General features: G+C 42.0%; 14 protein-coding genes and 1 pseudogene. 7 read left to right on the plus strand and 8 right to left on the minus strand.

Annotated elements, in window-relative coordinates:
* Positions 1 to 786: 786 nt before the first annotated feature.
* The 7 genes and pseudogenes from MKY74_RS34570 to MKY74_RS34595 all read right to left on the minus strand — a co-directional run bounded on the left by MKY74_RS34570 (position 787) and on the right by MKY74_RS34595 (position 9,605).
* Positions 787 to 2,385 (minus strand): glycosyltransferase, encoded by a 1,599-nt coding sequence (locus MKY74_RS34570; RefSeq protein WP_076177035.1) that lies wholly within the window; start codon positions 2,383 to 2,385, stop codon positions 787 to 789.
* Positions 2,369 to 3,479 (minus strand): annotated as a pseudogene (locus MKY74_RS34575) (glycosyltransferase). Before MKY74_RS34575 ends, MKY74_RS34570 begins: the two are co-directional and overlap by 17 nt.
* Before the next feature lie 119 nt (positions 3,480 to 3,598).
* Positions 3,599 to 5,587, minus strand: a complete 1,989-nt coding sequence (locus MKY74_RS34580; RefSeq protein ID WP_445671816.1) for a hypothetical protein — start codon at positions 5,585 to 5,587, stop codon at positions 3,599 to 3,601.
* Positions 5,588 to 7,314: 1,727 nt separating this feature from the next.
* Positions 7,315 to 7,488 (minus strand): hypothetical protein, encoded by a 174-nt coding sequence (locus MKY74_RS34585; RefSeq protein WP_167372963.1) that lies wholly within the window; start codon positions 7,486 to 7,488, stop codon positions 7,315 to 7,317.
* A 328-nt stretch (positions 7,489 to 7,816) separates the two neighbouring features.
* The gene (locus MKY74_RS35815) at positions 7,817 to 8,302 is read right to left on the minus strand and encodes a CBO0543 family protein (RefSeq protein ID WP_432206632.1); all 486 of its coding nucleotides are present in this window, start codon (positions 8,300 to 8,302) and stop codon (positions 7,817 to 7,819) included.
* A gap of 63 nt (positions 8,303 to 8,365) precedes the next feature.
* Positions 8,366 to 8,824, minus strand: coding sequence for a hypothetical protein (locus MKY74_RS34590; protein WP_076177031.1), 459 nt, complete (start codon positions 8,822 to 8,824; stop codon positions 8,366 to 8,368).
* A 10-nt stretch (positions 8,825 to 8,834) separates the two neighbouring features.
* A complete protein-coding gene (locus MKY74_RS34595) occupies positions 8,835 to 9,605 on the minus strand; it encodes a hypothetical protein (protein ID WP_076177030.1) in 771 nt (256 codons plus the stop codon).
* A 197-nt stretch (positions 9,606 to 9,802) separates the two neighbouring features.
* Here MKY74_RS34595 and MKY74_RS34600 point away from each other — a divergent pair, with 197 nt between their 5' ends.
* On the plus strand, positions 9,803 to 9,991 hold the full coding sequence (locus MKY74_RS34600) for a hypothetical protein (protein WP_076177029.1): 189 nt from the start codon (positions 9,803 to 9,805) through the stop codon (positions 9,989 to 9,991).
* Between the two features lie 44 nt (positions 9,992 to 10,035).
* Positions 10,036 to 10,257 carry a hypothetical protein gene (locus MKY74_RS34605; RefSeq protein WP_076177028.1) on the plus strand — a complete coding sequence of 74 codons (222 nt, stop codon included), beginning with the start codon at positions 10,036 to 10,038 and terminating at the stop codon, positions 10,255 to 10,257.
* Between the two features lie 90 nt (positions 10,258 to 10,347).
* Here MKY74_RS34605 and MKY74_RS34610 read toward each other — a convergent pair whose 3' ends face one another.
* Positions 10,348 to 10,848, minus strand: coding sequence for an AbrB/MazE/SpoVT family DNA-binding domain-containing protein (locus MKY74_RS34610; RefSeq protein WP_084204327.1), 501 nt, complete (start codon positions 10,846 to 10,848; stop codon positions 10,348 to 10,350).
* 161 nt (positions 10,849 to 11,009) lie between these two features.
* On the opposite strand from MKY74_RS34610, the gene MKY74_RS34615 reads away from it, so the two are divergent.
* From MKY74_RS34615 to MKY74_RS34635, 5 genes are all read left to right on the plus strand, one after another.
* Positions 11,010 to 11,783 (plus strand): DUF4046 domain-containing protein, encoded by a 774-nt coding sequence (locus tag MKY74_RS34615; protein WP_076177026.1) that lies wholly within the window; start codon positions 11,010 to 11,012, stop codon positions 11,781 to 11,783.
* A gap of 144 nt (positions 11,784 to 11,927) precedes the next feature.
* Complete coding sequence (locus tag MKY74_RS34620) at positions 11,928 to 13,376, plus strand: spore germination protein (RefSeq protein ID WP_076177025.1); 1,449 nt, start codon at positions 11,928 to 11,930, stop codon at positions 13,374 to 13,376.
* Complete coding sequence (locus MKY74_RS34625; protein WP_076177024.1) at positions 13,376 to 14,545, plus strand: Ger(x)C family spore germination protein; 1,170 nt, start codon at positions 13,376 to 13,378, stop codon at positions 14,543 to 14,545. The genes MKY74_RS34620 and MKY74_RS34625 overlap by 1 nt, the downstream gene beginning before the upstream one ends.
* Positions 14,546 to 14,811: 266 nt before the next feature.
* Complete coding sequence (locus MKY74_RS34630; RefSeq protein ID WP_084204325.1) at positions 14,812 to 15,906, plus strand: GerAB/ArcD/ProY family transporter; 1,095 nt, start codon at positions 14,812 to 14,814, stop codon at positions 15,904 to 15,906.
* Between the two features lie 636 nt (positions 15,907 to 16,542).
* The gene (locus tag MKY74_RS34635; protein ID WP_167372962.1) at positions 16,543 to 17,610 is read left to right on the plus strand and encodes a Ger(x)C family spore germination protein; all 1,068 of its coding nucleotides are present in this window, start codon (positions 16,543 to 16,545) and stop codon (positions 17,608 to 17,610) included.
* The last annotated feature ends 41 nt before the right edge of the window (positions 17,611 to 17,651 follow it).

Consider the following 17,651-nt stretch of genomic DNA (forward strand, 5'->3'; position numbering starts at 1 on the left):
TTACAGCTGACCGAGACCAAAGGCGGATTAATGACTTAATGAGAAACTCGGAAATGTTATGTTCCAAATATAACTACCCAGTGGAAGTACATTAAAAGAGGGAAATGAAGACGGATATTACGCCATTTTGTCCATCGAGCATGTGTGGGGGGAAAGGTCGGATGCAGCAATATGAGGTTACAAGTGAGCGAGTAGGGAAATTCCATTTCTCCACATATGATCTTCAGGCTTTATATTCTTACTAGCAACTGACCATCATAAAACTAAAACTACCACACAAAAACTATTCAGTTTTATTGTTCATTTAACAAGAATATTTTTCAGTATAATAGTGTTAAAAAAATGATTAAACAGGTGTCTGGCATTGTATGTTTTATGTTTATAAAACAGATTGTCATAAAAGCGAGCCAATTAAAGTGATATAAATCTTGATTTCTACAACCAAATTTAGATATTGTTCATATAAGATAATTTTGATAGGAGGCAATGCTTAGTGACCGAGCAAAAACCCATATGTAAAGTATGTAACGGCAGCTCATTTATCCAAGCTACCGATTTTGTGAATCTCATACCGCTTAATAAAAAAATGGCTATTGGTTCTGAGAAAAGTTTATACCGTTTGTTTAGACTGTGGAGATGTTGCTTCCATAAGAATTAGTAATCCAAAAAAGATAAAATAAACTACAAGTCGATCTAGGGCAGCGGAGGTAGCAAATAGGATTCAACCTAGTCTTGAACTTGAAAATTTAGTAGGCTTGAACAATGTGGTATCGGCGGGATCCCTATTCATGATTCAACCCACGGAATCAGGTTCGGAGTTTCATCCAAAATCGATTGATACTGCTCCTTCCAACCATATTTGGCATCTGGATCAAGCAGCAAGTATCTTCTATACTTATCGAGTCGGTGTTCAGGTTTGGCCCAACCGAAGTGCTTCAAACGGAGATCGTTCAAACGGTGGGGAAGCTCAAATATATTATCCGGAAACCTCCCGCAGTGCTGTGGAGTCTCTTTCCATTTATATTTAAAATCCTCGCGGTATCTAATAAGAAATGGCCTATACGTTAAGTGAGAACGCCAATATTGATCCTCCCTGTATTGAGTATCGTTCCAAAAATCGTATAAACGAAAGCAGTAAACGTCGACATCGGTATCCCTTATCAGATTTTCCACTTCAGTGGCAAAACGAATTTCAAACATTTCATCTGCATCGAGATTTAAAATCCAATCAGGATTGGTTTGTAATGTCTCCTCCCATTGCTGCTTTCGCAAATCAATTTCGTTATTAAATTTCGAGGTTTTATTTTTTATCAAACGAATAGGTATCCCTTGAAGCGCCTCGAGGCAAATGCTCACTGTATGATCCGTGCTCCCGTCATCGATTATTACGGCCTCATCGATATATTTGCGATGTTCCATTAGGACTCGCTTTAAATAGCGATTTCCCTCATTCTTCACAACCATCGTAAGTGTCAATTTGGTGTCTTGTGCTTCTGTAGCCAAGAGGCCTGTTTCTTTATCCGTGCAATGAGGGATAAATTCCGTTTCTAATGTAGTGATTTCGACTCTACTCATTTGATTAAAACGTTCCGCACCATCCAAGTCCGACTCCCTGTATATATGATAAGCAGGAACGTAGGTATCCACGTATAACGGTATCCCAATCGCGGCAGCCCGAACACAGAAATGGCGATCCTCACCCCAAAAAGAAAGGTTTTTAATGGGTTCAAAATTGACCCCTGCAAGCATTGCGTAACGGCTAATCAGCGTACAGGCTCCTAGTCCTCCTACTTCATACAACCCTGGAAGTTTCAACATCGCTATAAATTGAGCAGTCCGGTGAGCAATTTCTTCCTTGTCTAACTCCTCACCTCGTTGTTGTTTCCAGAGCGTATACTCATCGCAAAGCCAAACTTGAGGCAGCGGAGCAGCATTCGGCTGCCAAGAAGTCCAAAAAATCTCGGATACGATATCTTTACCTGAGGAGACTAGCTGCTCTACCGTCCGGGGATGCAGCAGCACATCAGAATCGACTAAAAACAAATAATCATATTTTTCATTTAAAGCCCGTCGCAACATAACATTTTTAAATTCTGCAACTTTCCAAATCAAATCCTCATTCCAATGATGCGTGACTTCATTACGAACATACATGTCCTCTTGCCTAGATGTCTCGAGCGTAACATTACCTACATGCTTAGCAAAGTCTCTAAGCATGGCGCTAGCCAGTTCTTCCAGGTTATCGTCAATAAAAAAGTATCCGAATTCTAGATGATGATGTCTTAAGTTTTGCAAGGAAATTAAAAACTCTCGGAGAACGGCCGGTTTTTGATGAACGGGACTTCCGATAAGCACCCGCTTTTTAGGTTTATTTTTGACGGTCATCGCAAGTGTTCACCTCTTCATCCACGCCTAAAACGGATTCCAAATACTTTTTATTTCGTAAAACTTTAGAATCTGCAGGCCGATAGCTACGGGCAATCTCATTATGGTGGTAGGCGGCTTTGTAGTCTCCGATCTTATCGTAACAAACGCAGAGCTGGAGGTGGGGCAGCCACGTTGAACATACGGGATTAAAAAAACCCCAGTTGTCTTTTGGCCTTTCCAGTTGGGTAGCTAGCGAATACCAGAAAATAGCTGCCCGGATTTCCTCTTGCTGTAAGAAATAATATCCGATCCGACAGCAATATTCGGCACGAGGGCTGTCGTATTGGAGCGAACGTAATGATGATTTAAATTCAAGTTCATGATTACCCAGAGCATGGTAGCAATCCGCTAACTTCCCACAAGACGCAATATTGTCTTCGACCCAACCTTTCTCAGTTGAAAGAAACTTTTCATAATAATAAATCGCCTGTTCATACATTTGGTGGTCCACAAGTTCATTGGCAAAATAATATAAATCTCGAGGAGAGAATTCTTCCCCGTGTAGCAAACGTTCTTGGTAGATCCTTAGATTTCTTTCGCTGTCATGACGTAAGCTGCTATGGGTTACCGCTATGTCACTGTTAACAATGTTTCCCCATACTTCGAGGTATTCGTGAACGGCGCCCTTCCATAAAAAGTTGTTCTCTCTCTTTACCAGACGATTACGTCTAACAGATGAGGTCACGTTCCCAAACTCATCGAATGCCAAATGATAATCCATCGTAATGGAATCCACAGTTAAATCCATATTTTCTTTTAATACAGTTAACTTTTTACGATCCTCTTCCTTTAGAACATCGTCTGCATCCAACCATAGGATAAAGTCCTTTTTAGCGAGGCTGAAAGCAAAATTGCGGGCGGATGCCAAAGTCATTTTTCCATTCAAAGTGGAAGATCTGATCTGTGTACATGCGGGCGATTTTTTCAGTATGGTCACTCGAACCCGTGTCTACAATTATTATTTCGTCAACGATGTCCTGCACACAGGCTAAGCAACGAGCAATACAATCCTCCTCATTTTTTACAATCATACAGAGACTGATGGAAATCAAATGACTCACCTCGCTTCAAGATATTCAACAATGAATGTGCGTGTGAGTGTAAATCTTCATCATTATAAAAAACCAAAATAAGGAGGTAACGTCTGCTCCACCAGGGGAAGACTTTTCTCCTAAGAAGTTAATAATGCCCCTGTGAGAGTTATTGCCCCAACAGCATTTGCTGTTCCGACCGTAGTTGTTGCAACTAACGAATACGTTACATTACCGGTCCCTGGTGTCAAGTCTACGTGGTCAGCACTAATGGCTCCAAATATGTTGGTTGCTGTTGCATGCTGATTAATGCTGAAAATAATAGTAGCTCCTCGAAGAATTTGTAATTGAAGTACGGTGTTACCAGCGGTAGACTGCCACCCGACTATTCCTGTTAGCCAAATCCTTGCTCCAGATGAAACACCTGTAATTGTAATTGTTTTTAAGGTAGTTGCGGCAGCACTTATCGCGATCGCTGAACTTCCTGTCGTATTTGGTGTATTCTGCGATACCTGAAACTGTTGTGAAGGTCCCGTTGCCCCGGTAGATCCGGTCGCTCCTGTGACTCCAGTTGCTCCTGTTGCTCCTGTTGACCCTGTTGTTCCTGTTGACCCAGTGACTCCAGTCGCTCCTGTTTCCCCAGTTGCTCCGGTTGCTCCTGTTGTTCCTGTTGCTCCTGTGACTCCGGTTGACCCTGTGACTCCAGTTGACCCTGTTGCTCCGGTTGACCCTGTGACTCCTGTTGACCCTGTTGCTCCGGTTGACCCAGTGACTCCAGTTGACCCTGTTGCTCCTGTTGACCCAGTGACTCCTGTCGCACCGGTGGCTCCTGTCGTTCCTGTTGCTCCGGTTGCCCCTGTGACTCCTGTAGCTCCTGTTTCCCCTGTGGCTCCAGTGACTCCAGTCGTTCCTGTTGCTCCGGTGGCCCCTGTGACTCCGGTCACCCCAGTGACTCCTGTCGCCCCTGTTTCCCCTGTGGCTCCAGTCGTTCCTGTTGCTCCGGTCACTCCAGTGACTCCAGTTGCTCCAGTGACTCCTGTCGCGCCTGTTTCCCCTGTGGCTCCAGTCGTTCCTGTTGTTCCAGTTGCTCCTGTGATTCCGGTTGACCCTGTTGCTCCGGTTGGCCCAGTGACTCCCGTTGCTCCTAAGGCTCCGGTCGCTCCGGTGGCTCCAGTAGCTCCTGTTGCTCCCGTCGTTCCCGTTCCTCCGGTCACTCCAGTGACTCCTGTCGCTCCTGTTTCCCCTGTGGCTCCAGTCGTTCCTGTTGTTCCAGTTGCTCCAGTGACTCCGGTTGACCCTGTTGCTCCGGTTGGCCCAGTGACTCCCGTTGCTCCTAAGGCTCCGGTCGCTCCGGTGGCTCCAGTAGCTCCTGTTGCTCCCGTCGTTCCCGTTCCTCCGGTCACTCCAGTGACTCCTGTCGCACCGGTGGCTCCTGTCGCACCGGTGGCTCCTGTCGTTCCTGTTGATCCGGTGGCTCCTGTCGTTCCTGTTGATCCGGTGGCTCCTGTTTCTCCTATCGTTCCCGTTCCTCCGGTCACTCCAGTGACTCCAGTGACTCCTGTCGCTCCTGTTGCTCCCTTCGTTCCCGTTCCTCCGGTCACTCCAGTTATTCCAGTGACTCCAGTCGCTCCTGTTTCCCCACTTGCTCCTGTGGCTCCTGTTGACCCTGTTGCTCCTGTTGACCCGGTGACTCCAGTCGTTCCTGTTGCTCCGGTCACTCCAGTGACTCCAGTCGCTCCGATTGCTCCTGTCGTTCCCGTTCCTCCGGTCACTCCATTGACCCCAGTGACCCCAGTGACTCCTGTCGTTCCTGTTGCTCCGGTGGCTCCGGTGGCTCCTGTTTCACCAGTAGACCAGGTGCCTCCGGTTACTCCGGTAACCCCTGTTACCCCAGTGACTCCGGTTGCTCCGGTGGCTCCAGTCTCCCCAGTTGCTCCTGTTGCTCCTGTTAACCCTGTCGTTCCTGTCGCACCGGTGGCTCCAGTTTCCCCAGTGGCTCCGGTTACTCCATTTTCTCCTGTTCCAGTTGACCCAATTGCTCCAGTGTCGCTATTCTCCCCAGTTGCCCCTTTGGCTCCGGTTACTCCTGTGACTCCAGTAGCTCCCGTTACATAGCTGAATCCGGTCACCCCATTAAATATGTTTAATTCTTTAGTTTCCTTTTTGAGTTTGTTGATAGATCTTAAAGTTTCAAAAAGATAAAACAGAGACTCTCCAACTTCCTTCTTTGCACGAATTGATTTTTTTTGCTTTACAAAGCCTCTGGCTTTTTGTAACTGCCTTATTGCCGAACTTACTTTTCCTACACTCCTTCTTCTCAGCCGCTCTTGTCTATTCATTACCAGCCTTCCCTTGTTTTTTGGGATGCATTTTTTCTGGAACCCCTGTTCCCAAAGGAATTATTTAGCATTATTATGGCGGTAATAATTTCATCTTCAGCGCGTTCTAGTTCCGGTTCCACTCGTTTTAAAAAACGGTTTGCTCTTTTTAACCTGACTGTAGCCAAATTTAATATTCTTATTCGCTTCCGTCGAAATGACATGTTTCCTCCCCCTTCGGAAGTAGCAGGTAATTTATCTAAGCCAGTGTATGCTTTTTCCGGGATCTTTTGGGTATAACAACAGCATACGGGGAATATTCGATTTTCAACACGGCATTGGCCCATATTTGTGCTTTTCTACAGACCTAAATCCCGTTCAGCGGGAAGTTATACTAGTAGGGGAATATTAGAAAATATTTTCGAACAGTAGCCCTTTTTGCTATACTTAAAAACAATAAATACTTACAAAGAGATTGTGCCTATAAGGAGGAATTGTATGTATTTCTGCATTAGATGCAATGAAAATCATTCATCTTCACCGGAAATAGTCTTTGTTAGTGGTTTTAAAAGTTTTGAGGATCAGATAATTCCTGTAGGATACTGCTCAAATTTACAACAAGAACACTCCAACAAAATAGAATTGACCAACAATTAACGAATATAATATTTGGGGGTTATCGTTCTCTTCCTTAGCTGCGTAATCCCTCAGCCTAATAGATCCCCTTTGAGGTTATAATCCGTCACTAATTCGACTCAATCCACTAATCGTCATCTTTCACTGTACAGATATCAGGTGATAATCTATTAATATGTAACCTCTATTTCACTGGTTAATAGGCCCTCATTTCCCAATTATTAATGACCTTCTTACAATCAGTTATTAGCTATAATTATCTGAGAATCAATACAGATTAAGTCAACAACAGTTCATACTAGCAACTTAGATGTAGAAAGCAGGAATAAAGTTTTGAATGCACGCGAAAAGGCTGAAATATTACGGTTTTATGAGAATTACTGTTACCAAATTTCTATGTACCTGTTAGGTAATGAAGAACTGGCTTGTGAGTCTATTAAAAAGACGTTTCTACTACTTGCTATTGACCCGCTCTTTTTCAATGAGCCCCACGTAGCTCAGAAGGCTCAAGCAAAACGTTATATAATTAATACTTCACTTCAATTACTTAATAAGTGACATTATAATACATAAGGGACAATCTTCAACTAAACGTCCTGGGATATGTCGTTGTGCCGCTTGTGAAAATATTACAAATATCCTCATCACAAATAACACCCAGAAACATCGGACGATCAGGGTTAAACTCGAGCAGCATCACATGTTGGGGAAGCACTCCTGGAGGGCGGCAATGAAAGGAAAGTGCCGCTACCGATGATCGGTGGTGAGGTAAGGTATACGTATATTTTTCCGATACCTAAAAGGATTCACTTAAATAATATCTATTGACATAACAAACAAGCCGACATTCCATGTCCGCTGAATTTTCTAATCGGCTGGGGGTGGTATTACAACTGAATAAGTCACTTGTTATTGGAGTTATCAGCTATAGCATGTGAAATTATAACCGCACCTAACATATTAATTATAGACAGACAGATAAACTCCAGCCTACCTGTAATCGCAAAGATATATGCAGCAATTACAGCTATAACCCAACAACCACTTTTATAGATCAATAACCATTTTTTGATCACAATCTCATCCCCTACTCAAAGTTTGTTAATAGTATTATCGCTTTTTTCTAAACTCTATTGTTTAAGGTGAAAATACAGACAAAATTACGGATACGGGCTCATACCTAAGCATCAGCCGATCATAGCTCTGTTTATCCCATCATCAAGATTACGCCACAAATGGACAATGAGAACTAACATACAACCTCAAAAAACTACTCTGATAGGGGGTGGCCATATGTTTTTGCTGCCGACTCTTCATTACTGAGGTGACGCGTTACTGCAATGTTAAAAGTACGTGAGTTTTTTTTGTGATTTCTTTATAAATTGCTTATTTGACATATTACTTTTATCTCAAATGCTTATGAATCCTCCTCACAGTCCATCGAACCAATGAGAAAACGAGAACAAACCTAATGAAACTATATGTGTGGCTCCAGGGCTTTGAATATCTATACATGTTAAAAACGATAAAAAGGGGCTCGCATATGTACGAAAAGACGGCAGCTATGATAACAGAAGAAATCACAAAAGTCTTCCAGCTCTTGCATAACTGACACATAAACATAAAAACCACTGGGAATACCGAACAATTCCCGGAAAAAAAGTTTACAGTTAGGGGGAGCAGTTTAATGTTATACCCCCAAAAGTTAAAGAATGTTCCTAGGTTGTCCAAAATAAGAGCCATTAAGCTAAAAACAACACCATACGTAAGTAGCTCTCTACCCCGATCTTTATCAACAAACCTCCACCAGATGAGCCAAGGAACAATACTCGCTACAAGAAGCGTCCACCACTGCCAACTCCCCAACGAATATGCCAACCATGCCTTCACACTGATCTGCTCTAGAATTTGTTGAACATCCTCTACATCTTGGTATGACAATGTTGGATCCCCCTACGTCTTTAACTTTCCAATACCCAAAGCATGGTGATGCCAACAAATATCCTCCAATCCACTTTCTTGAGAATCATCGCAGCGAATCATGATGAACAACTCAGCTTGCCCTTTGGTTCCTCCCAAAGCATATCCTTTTCGTTTTAGCCAAACCCATTTGAGGACATACCCTAAGCCTCCTCCTGCAACCAGCCCAATAAGCCCCCAAATGATGGGCCCCAGAGGAAGCACAAATCCATAGATAGATCCCAAGAGCATAAAGACGGTCCCTAATACCATTGCCAAATCAACCAGGCTGTGCCCATCCGAATAATGCATCGTATCAATAAGCATTAATTGTTCATCCTTACGATCCAAAGGAATGGCCAATATATTGTCCGGGGAAATCCCAAACCTCTCGATTTCTGAAACAACTAATTCTGCGTGTAGAGAGTGACTGTAGGCTGCAACGATATACATAAATTGCCTCCTATATAGGCTTTTTAAAGACAGGGGATTGATAGTTTTCTTTAAAAAACTTAGCCTGAGAAATCTTAAAGGCCTTGTTTTCTTTAATCGTGTCGTGGTATCCGTAATACATTGAGAAAAGGATAATGGAGGGGATAAAGAGCAGCCACTGTGGTTCCAGAATAACTTTAGCGTGTTCAAAGTCGCCGATCGCAGTGTAATAAATGCCTTCAAACCAATGTGAATTGATAACCGTCACTCCCCACCAGCTGAGTGCAAAGATAAAAGCTGGGATACGTGTTACCAAGACAGCACCCGTGCCAGGGGTAATAAAGGACCAAAATAAGCTCAAGCCTGGACTGGATAGATCAACGAAGTTCCGACCCCAACTTGATATTTTAGAAGTCGCTCCACTATTCATCGTTCGGTAAGATAACAAATAAATCTTGTTTAACTCCACAGTCCTCCGGTAGCCGTCATACATCGAAAAGACAAAAATGCCCATGTAACCAAAGAACCACTTCTTTTCAAGTACTTCCTTCGCTCCATGAAAATCCCCAATCATACTCAGAAAAATCGCATCATTAATATTAGCCATGTTATTAACTATGAGCTCAAATACAATCAAAATATATGCGGTTAGCTTGATACCAAGCAGCAGATGGCCTGCCCCAGGAAAAGCTGCCGACCACCAGACTATAATCCAAGGATTAATATGGGACAGAATATTAGTCGAGCTACTGTCCAACTGTATGTAATCAGAATGCCTGTTATTTGCTTGGTTTTGTTCCATATGTCACCACGATTTGAGTTTGAATTTTTCCATAGTATGGATCAATAAGTGCTTAGATATTCGCTTTACTGAAGACCAATCTATTCACGAAAAAGTAATTCACTCTTAATAAACTGCGGATCAATCCCTGGTTGTGCTCTTAATCACGATTAAACTTCTACAACATTGGAAACAAATATATTTGAGGTGGTAATTTAATGGCACGCAAAATTAATTGGTCCACAAAAGATGATAATATCTTAGCTGAAACCGTATTGAACTGTATTCAAAATGGAAAGACGCAACTCATTGCATTTGAGGAAGCGGCTGAGAAGCTTAACCGAACTGCAGCTGCTTGTGGGTTTCGGTGGAATAGCACAGTCAGAAAAACAATGAAGAACAACTGAAAAAATACAAAAAAAATCGCAAGATTACATCGAGTATAGTCCAAATGCATGATCAAGTGGATGGTATAAAAAGTCCATTAGTTGATGTGTTTAACTATATTAAAGAACTGGAGCAGAAGGTTGAACATCAGCAAAAAGAAATTGGGGAATTAAATGAGCAAATTAATAAATATAAGGAAAGAGCTATTCCTAATGACGAGCTGCAAACTCTCTTAAAAATTCTCTCTGACGCTAGACACAAGGGTTTCCTAAACAGGGCAAACTAAGCCTTCAATAAGTCTCACATGGCACAGCAAAGTTAACTATATAATTAAAGAGCAGCTCCCCGTTTTGGCCAGCTGCTCCAATCCATATGCCTATTTGATTAATCGTCCCTCCTTTTTCATTAACCGGATTAATTGACTCACCCGACTTTGCTGAATGCCAATTAATCTTGCCCATTGGGCCTGAGATGCCTCAGGATAAGAATTCATCACATTAACTAGAAGCTCCCAAGTCTCTTCCCTTTTCATTCTTTTCCTCAGATTTGCTTGACCTTTTGGTAATATATAATGCTTCGATTCCAAAGTAGCAGATTCTCGTGGGGATACTAACAGCCCCGATTCATATAGAGTTTTAAACTCTTTCAAACAGGAAGAACATACAAACCGTTCCCGAAAGTATGTTAAATCCTCTACCGATTGGCAGTAAATACACTCCTGTGTCCTGTATTTACGGAGCATAATCTGCTTGTCGTCGTCATCAACAAAGACCTCAACTGCTTCTCCCTCAATCAAATCCATCACACGGCGCAGTTCAATCGGGAGAACAATCCGACCAAGCTCATCCACCTTTCGAGTAATGCCAGTTGTATTCACTACGACTCCCCCAGTTACATTCCCCATTTTTGGATATTATAGCATAAAGATGAGTCTAAAATTTATAATGAATTACCAAAATTGATCTTAACTGATCGTATGCTATGTGAGACATATGGTAATAATTCATAAAAACCTAAAAAGTAAGGACTTTTTAGCCAATGGATACCGTAAACCTAACCAATCAAGAAGTGTGTATTATGTACCGAGAAATTTTGCAAGGAAAACGACGTCGTTTTCCTAATCATTATTTCGTTGGTGCGATGGGAAAGAAACGTCTACTTTGGTTAACCCGTTATGTCATTGAAATTTATCTGAACATTTCCGTACAAGATATCCCTAATCGGATCAATGCTGAAACCCTTTGGCAATATCGATTAAAGGCGCCGGTTGCTACTCAAGGATTAAGTTTTACCGAGCTCATTGAGCTCACTTACCCCAATCAGTTCTATTCTTGGGACTTCAAGCAAGTGTCCAGAGGATATTGGAGAGGCGAAAAAGGACAGCAAAGAGCCATCCAAGCTGTGAAATATGTTATTGAGGAAATTAAAAAAATCCCACTTGATAACATTCCTAAGCATATAAATACTGAATTTTTCAAACAAAACAGATTGGTCGGCATTTTGGAGTCGTTTGATAAATCTCCTTATAAAGTGATGGAGGCTATATACCCCGGTCGGTTTCGTCCCTGGGAATTCGCACATGCGCCGCTAAACTGTTGGAGCAACGAGGGGTACATCAAGGAATGTATGGATCAACTTCTGTTTGAAGACTTGAACTTTCAAAGCTATGAAGAGGCTCTCATTAATTTAAAGAAAAGCCATTTCTTCCAACACCAAAAAACAGGCCTGTTTGCCCGTGCATTTAATGCCAGACTATGTATGGTAAAGGAATGGATTACTCAGCAAATTGCCTCTGCTTTGGAGACTACATAACAGATGTTTAATAATTAATGACCTTTACAATTACTAATGAAAAAAACTCAACACATCTAACTCAGCGTGTTTTTGAAACCCAATAATGGGGAACAAGGATAATTAGAGGTTACATACTGGGGACAGTCAGGGGGCACAACACAAATGGAAACAAGGGAGAGTCTTATATGGGAGATCCGTGGCAAACTCCAATCAATCGAAGATATGGTGTTTCAGCCATTTAATATTCATGGCTGCTCCATCCTCCTTCTTTACATTCGTTCCATAGTCGATAAGCGGATTCTTCGGGAGCAGATTATCTCGCCAATTCTTAAAGTAGGTCAATCAGAAGGTGTTGGAGTTTCTTTCTTGGAGCAGATCGAAAACGGCTCATTGTTCGCCATGCCATTTAAAAAAGAACGTGAAGTAGATAATATCGTGGATGCTATCGTTACCGGAAGTGCTGTACTTTACATACCTGGGCTAACATATATGTGTGCCTTTGCTATTGATGATTTTGCGAAACGGGCCATTTCGGATTCGACGAATGAAGTGGTTCTATATGGTCCGCAAGTTGCTTTTATTGAAAATATTGATGACAACCTATCTTTGCTTCGACAGAAAATTAAGCACCCTGATCTAAAAACCGAGCAGATGACCATTGGTAAATACACCAAGACGATAGTCTGTATAAGCTACATTGAGGGTATATGCAAAACAGAAGTATTAAACGAGGTCAGAATGAAATTGTCTGAAATCAACATCGATGGTTCTCTGGGTGTTACTTATTTGACCGAGTTTATCGAACCTCGACCTTTTGCAATGTTTCCGCAGATCCAATATACAGAGCGTCCGGACACGGTAGCTGCAGCCCTGTTAGAGGGCAGGATTGCTGTGCTGCAGGATGGGACTCCTTACACCCTGATCCTACCGGTTACATATTTCTCTTTGATGCAATCAGCAGAGGATTATTATCAGCGATTCTATACCTCATCCTTTACTCGGCTCATTCGCCTAATGTTTGTCTTTGTAGCTACGATGTTGCCGTCATTATATGTAGCAGTCACAACCTTTCACCCGGAGATAATCCCTACAAGTCTGCTGATTACCATCGCTGCCGCAAGGGAAAACATCCCATTCCCTGCACTTATTGAGGCTTTTATGATGGAGCTCTTTTTTGAGGGGCTCAGGGAGGCTGGAATTCGAATCCCCCGGCCGCTCGGGCAAACAGTATCGATCATCGGGGCAATCGTGATTGGACAGGCTGCCGTTCAAGCAGGCATCGTCTCTGCCCCAATGGTCATTGTTGTCTCTATTACCGGGATCGCATCGTTTATCATCCCACACTTTGAATTGGGTCAATCTTTTAGGTTACTTCGGTTTGCCATACTGCTATTGGGAGGTACGCTTGGCATGTTAGGCATCGTTATTTCCATGTATTTACTTTATTTGCAAATGGTCAGTATCAAATCATACGGTGTCCCTTACCTCCGCCCTTTTGCGCCGGTAAACTATAGTGAAATGAAGGATGCTTTTCTACGAGTACCGCGTTTCTTACAAAAACAAAGGCCTGAATCTTTTGCCGGAAGAAATAAACGGAGGGGTCAATCGTAATGAGAACGGATCAATGGGTATGGAAAGGATCCTGTTCGCTGATCATATGCTTAGTTCTCCTTACCGGGTGCTGGTCCAAGAAGGAAATTAATACCCGTTCATTTGTGACAAGCCTTTATATTGATAAATCAGATCGTCCTGGTGAGGTAGAGGTGACTATCAGCACGCCATTGCCAAATCGACTTATTTCCGGAGAATCTTCTGGGGCAGGAAATAACACTGGGAATCCGTATGCTGTGTTATCAAAATCGGGAAAAACGATTCCGGATGCCATCAACGCAATACAGCTCGATTTAACCCGCGAAATTTCTTGGGGACATACACGTGTCGTGGTAATCGGGCACGACTACGCGGAACAAGGTATTATCGATTTGCTCGCTTGGGCTGCCCGAGAGCCCTTGTTTCATTTAAGCTCTAAAATCATGGTTGCCTCAGGCAAAGCAAAAGACTTAACAACACTGACGGCAGTAACTGAAAAATCACCATCAGAAGTGCTTAAACAGTTATCCAGCCAGGGCAAACTGATGGACACTGATTTTAAAACCTTTATCATGTCTGTTCTTGATCAGCAGGATGACGCCGTCCCCCAATTAGTGATGGGAAAAGAATCTTTAATCAGTGAAAAGGGAAAACAGGGAAATTGGGCTGGGATTCGAGAGGCGGCCATTTTTTCGAACCGAAAAATGGTAGGATCACTAAGTTTGGATCAGGCTCGAGCAGTCGCTTGGGCTGCGAGTAAATTGCGCCAAGCCGATTTTTCCGTTAAAAAAAACCACGATAAGGTTAGCGCGACAATCCGCAAATTGGAATCAAAAATTACTCCAAAGCTTACGCGGCGGGGGTTGGTGTTCAATATAACCCTAAAAGGAAACGGGGAAATCAATTTAATTTCCCCTGTTTCAAAAGTCTATGACCCGAAAAAGACTCAGGACATTGTTAATGCTATAGAAAACAGAATCAAGGATGATTTAACCGAAGCTATTGAATTATCCATGGATAAGCAAGCCGATATTTTGCATTTGGGTAGTTACCTGGAATGGAGATACCCGCAGTTGTGGAGCCAGTTAAAACCCAATTGGAGAGAATATTATCATACGCGTCTGAAGTATCAAATTAAAACGGATATAAAAATGAATTACTTTGGATCGGAAATCGGCGGTCCATCATAATTTCTATCCAAATAAGGCGGTAGATCACATGCTTTTGTTTATTATCGTGTTTAGTTGCATATCCGTATTTGAGTATTTCTGGGCAACTAAAAAAAACACCAAGGAAAAGTGGGCTCTACTACTGCTCATAATTGGAATATCCCTATGGAATCTTTTGGCTTATTGTTTCAAAGGGTGGCCAAACCCCAATAATTTGATTATATATGCCTATGGTTGGGTCGACACTCTGTTGAAACCGGTATAAATCATTTAGGAGGCCATATCTGATGAAATTCACGGCAGCTCAAATTTCTCGGTTTGCTTTTGTATTTATGGTATCCGAACCGTTGGTCTTCTATATCGGTCGATTGATGAAGCTCAGCTATTATCAAGGCTGGATCACACTGATTGGAGCCTGTCTTCTAAGTTTGATAATTCTATACTTCACCATTAAGTTAGGGCAGTTCAAACCGGACTCCTCGTGGGTGAAATTTGGCAGCCAAATTATGGGGAAGCCAATTCATAATGTATTTCTAATACTCGTCATTTTACTAGGTCTCTATCTCATCTCCCTGGATATGATGAACTTTGCAACCTATATGGGATCCATGTATTTAATTGAAACGCCAATATGGGTTATTATAACGCTTTCGATCCTTTGTATTTCATTAAGCGCGCGCACCGGCCTGGAATCCATTATATATATGGGAGAAGGGATCTTCCTCGTCACCCTTGCCAGCTCCCTGTTCAGTGCCCCGATGATGACGCCCTCAAGTAATTTAGGTATGATGATCGCATTTTTGACACATCATGACCTTAAAAAGGGAATCCTCGATGCCTTTACGGCATTTGCATGGTTCTCAGACTGGATTTTTTTCCTCTTCACAGCACCATTCGTCCGATTTGATGGAAAATTATTAAAGAAACTAGCGTTATCTTTGATTTTGACCATTTTTTTTATTATGTTGTACTGGTTAATCTGCATGCTTAATTTCGGTCCACACCTGGGTCAACAGCTCCGTTATCCTATCCTCGAGTTAGTTCGAATCGCAAGGTATGGTGATTTTTTGGACAATCTTGATCCGTTTCTAATTGGATTCTGGTCATCTACTACGTTTATCCGAAGTTCTTTTCTGTTATACGTTGCTTCAGTATGTTTGTCAGAAATAGCTGGTCTAAAGGACCGACGTAGCGTCGTGTTTCTAATGGGAAGTATGTCGGGAACCTTCGCATTGCAGTATGCTGAACACACCACGGCTTATGAAGCCGTCATAAGAACATACGCAATTCTTGCATTTGTGCTTTCGATCCAACTAACACCGGTCTACTATTTCTTGGTTTCCAAGTTTCGATCTAAAAAGAGAAACAGGAACTCGGCATGACCTACAAAAGGGATGAATTTAAGCAGCTGGATTAGGATTATGGCTGACTTCGTTTCTACTGAAAGATCTCTGGCACAATTGGTACATTTTCCGGTAATCCTCAGTTCTAACTTGAATAATATCAAAAATGAATCAGCAATTAGAATCAAAGGGGTAAATGCCAAAATGGAAGTTAAAATTAAACGTTTTTTATTAAAATGGAACATCGTGTTTCATTGGATATTCATCCTATGGACAGCGTGTCGCTTTGCCTTAACAGGTAATCCTTATTTTCAATTCGGGTACGGCCATCAACTCAATTGCTTGGCTCTGATTATTCCGGCGTCAGTAAATCTCGTCATGATGTACAGACTAAAAGCTAATTCAATTAATAGTGAATAATTTTATTTTGTTTTACTTTCTTCCCCCTCTCTCCTACTCTAAATTCCCTCTCCCGACATTCAGTTATCCCTGCAACAACATTGATACATTGCAGCTTTATTAATTTTTATAATGGGGTAGGGAGGCTTTCTAAAAACATTTCAAGTTAAACAGAGTTTAGAACCGTATTGTTTATGAATAAAAAAGTAGTGCGGCTACAAAATCTAAAAGTAAGGATGCAATAACTTCCATACCATTAATAAAGGAGTTATAACATTGAAAAAGTATTGTCGCTTTGCGGTCTGTATTTTGATAATAATCCTACTTCCAGGTTGTTGGAACTCTAAGGATATTCAAAATATGGCTTACGTAACTGCCATAGGACTCGATTACGAAAACGGAAAATACATAAGCTATATCCAAGTTCTCAACTTTTCGAATATTGCCGTTACTGAAGGCAGAGAGGTCGGAAAAGTTCTCCCCGTTTGGATCGGAAATGGGGAGGGACAGACCATTTCAGAGTCACTCTCTTCTATATACACCACTTCAGAAAGAAGGGTATTTTGGGGGCACATGAAGTCGATTGTCTGTACGGATAGATTACTTCGTCACAATATCAACGAGGTGTTTGACTTGTTGAACCGTCACCGTGAAAACCGTTATAATGTCCTCTTATATGGTACAAAAAATCCGATTCATGAAATACTAACGGAGAAGTCCATTTTAAATTTTTCACCTTTGGAAACCGTCCTGGAATCTCCTCAGCAAATATTCACTCAGCGATCATTTATTCTGCCTACTTATGAATTTAAGGTCCTCTCTCAGCTGAATGAATCCAGTGGTACAGCCATTCTACCTTCAATTACGATTGATCACAACGATTGGTATGAAGATAAGAAAGACAAGCCCATGCTCCGGATAGATGGTGCATTTTTCTTTGTTAATCGAAAGCTTAGTGGATGGTTGTCGGAAGAAGACTTAAAAGGTACCAGATGGATCCAACGTCGGATGGAGGTCTCCCCGATTAATGTCCCTGACAACTCGGATCCGATCGCAAACTTGAGTCTGAGAAAACCACATTTCGTTGTTGAACCTGTTCTTGAGAAAGAGAAGATCTATTTTAACATCCGGGTCGGTCTAAAGGGATCGGTTGCACTACTTATCAAGGATATTGATGAGGTTTCTCTCGAAAAACAGGCAGCGGATGTAGTTAAACAAGAGATCATTCACAGCTTCAGAAAGGGTATTTCGATCAAATCCGATGTGTTCATGTTAGAAGATAAACTTTATAGGAAACACCCCCAAAAATGGGAAGAACTGAGAAAAAAACAGACTTTATTTTAACCGAGGACTCCCTCAAAAATGTAGATGTCACCATCTCAATC

The organism is Paenibacillus sp. FSL R5-0378 (assembly GCF_038009285.1).
Taxonomy (GTDB): domain Bacteria; phylum Bacillota; class Bacilli; order Paenibacillales; family Paenibacillaceae; genus Paenibacillus_AQ; species Paenibacillus_AQ favisporus.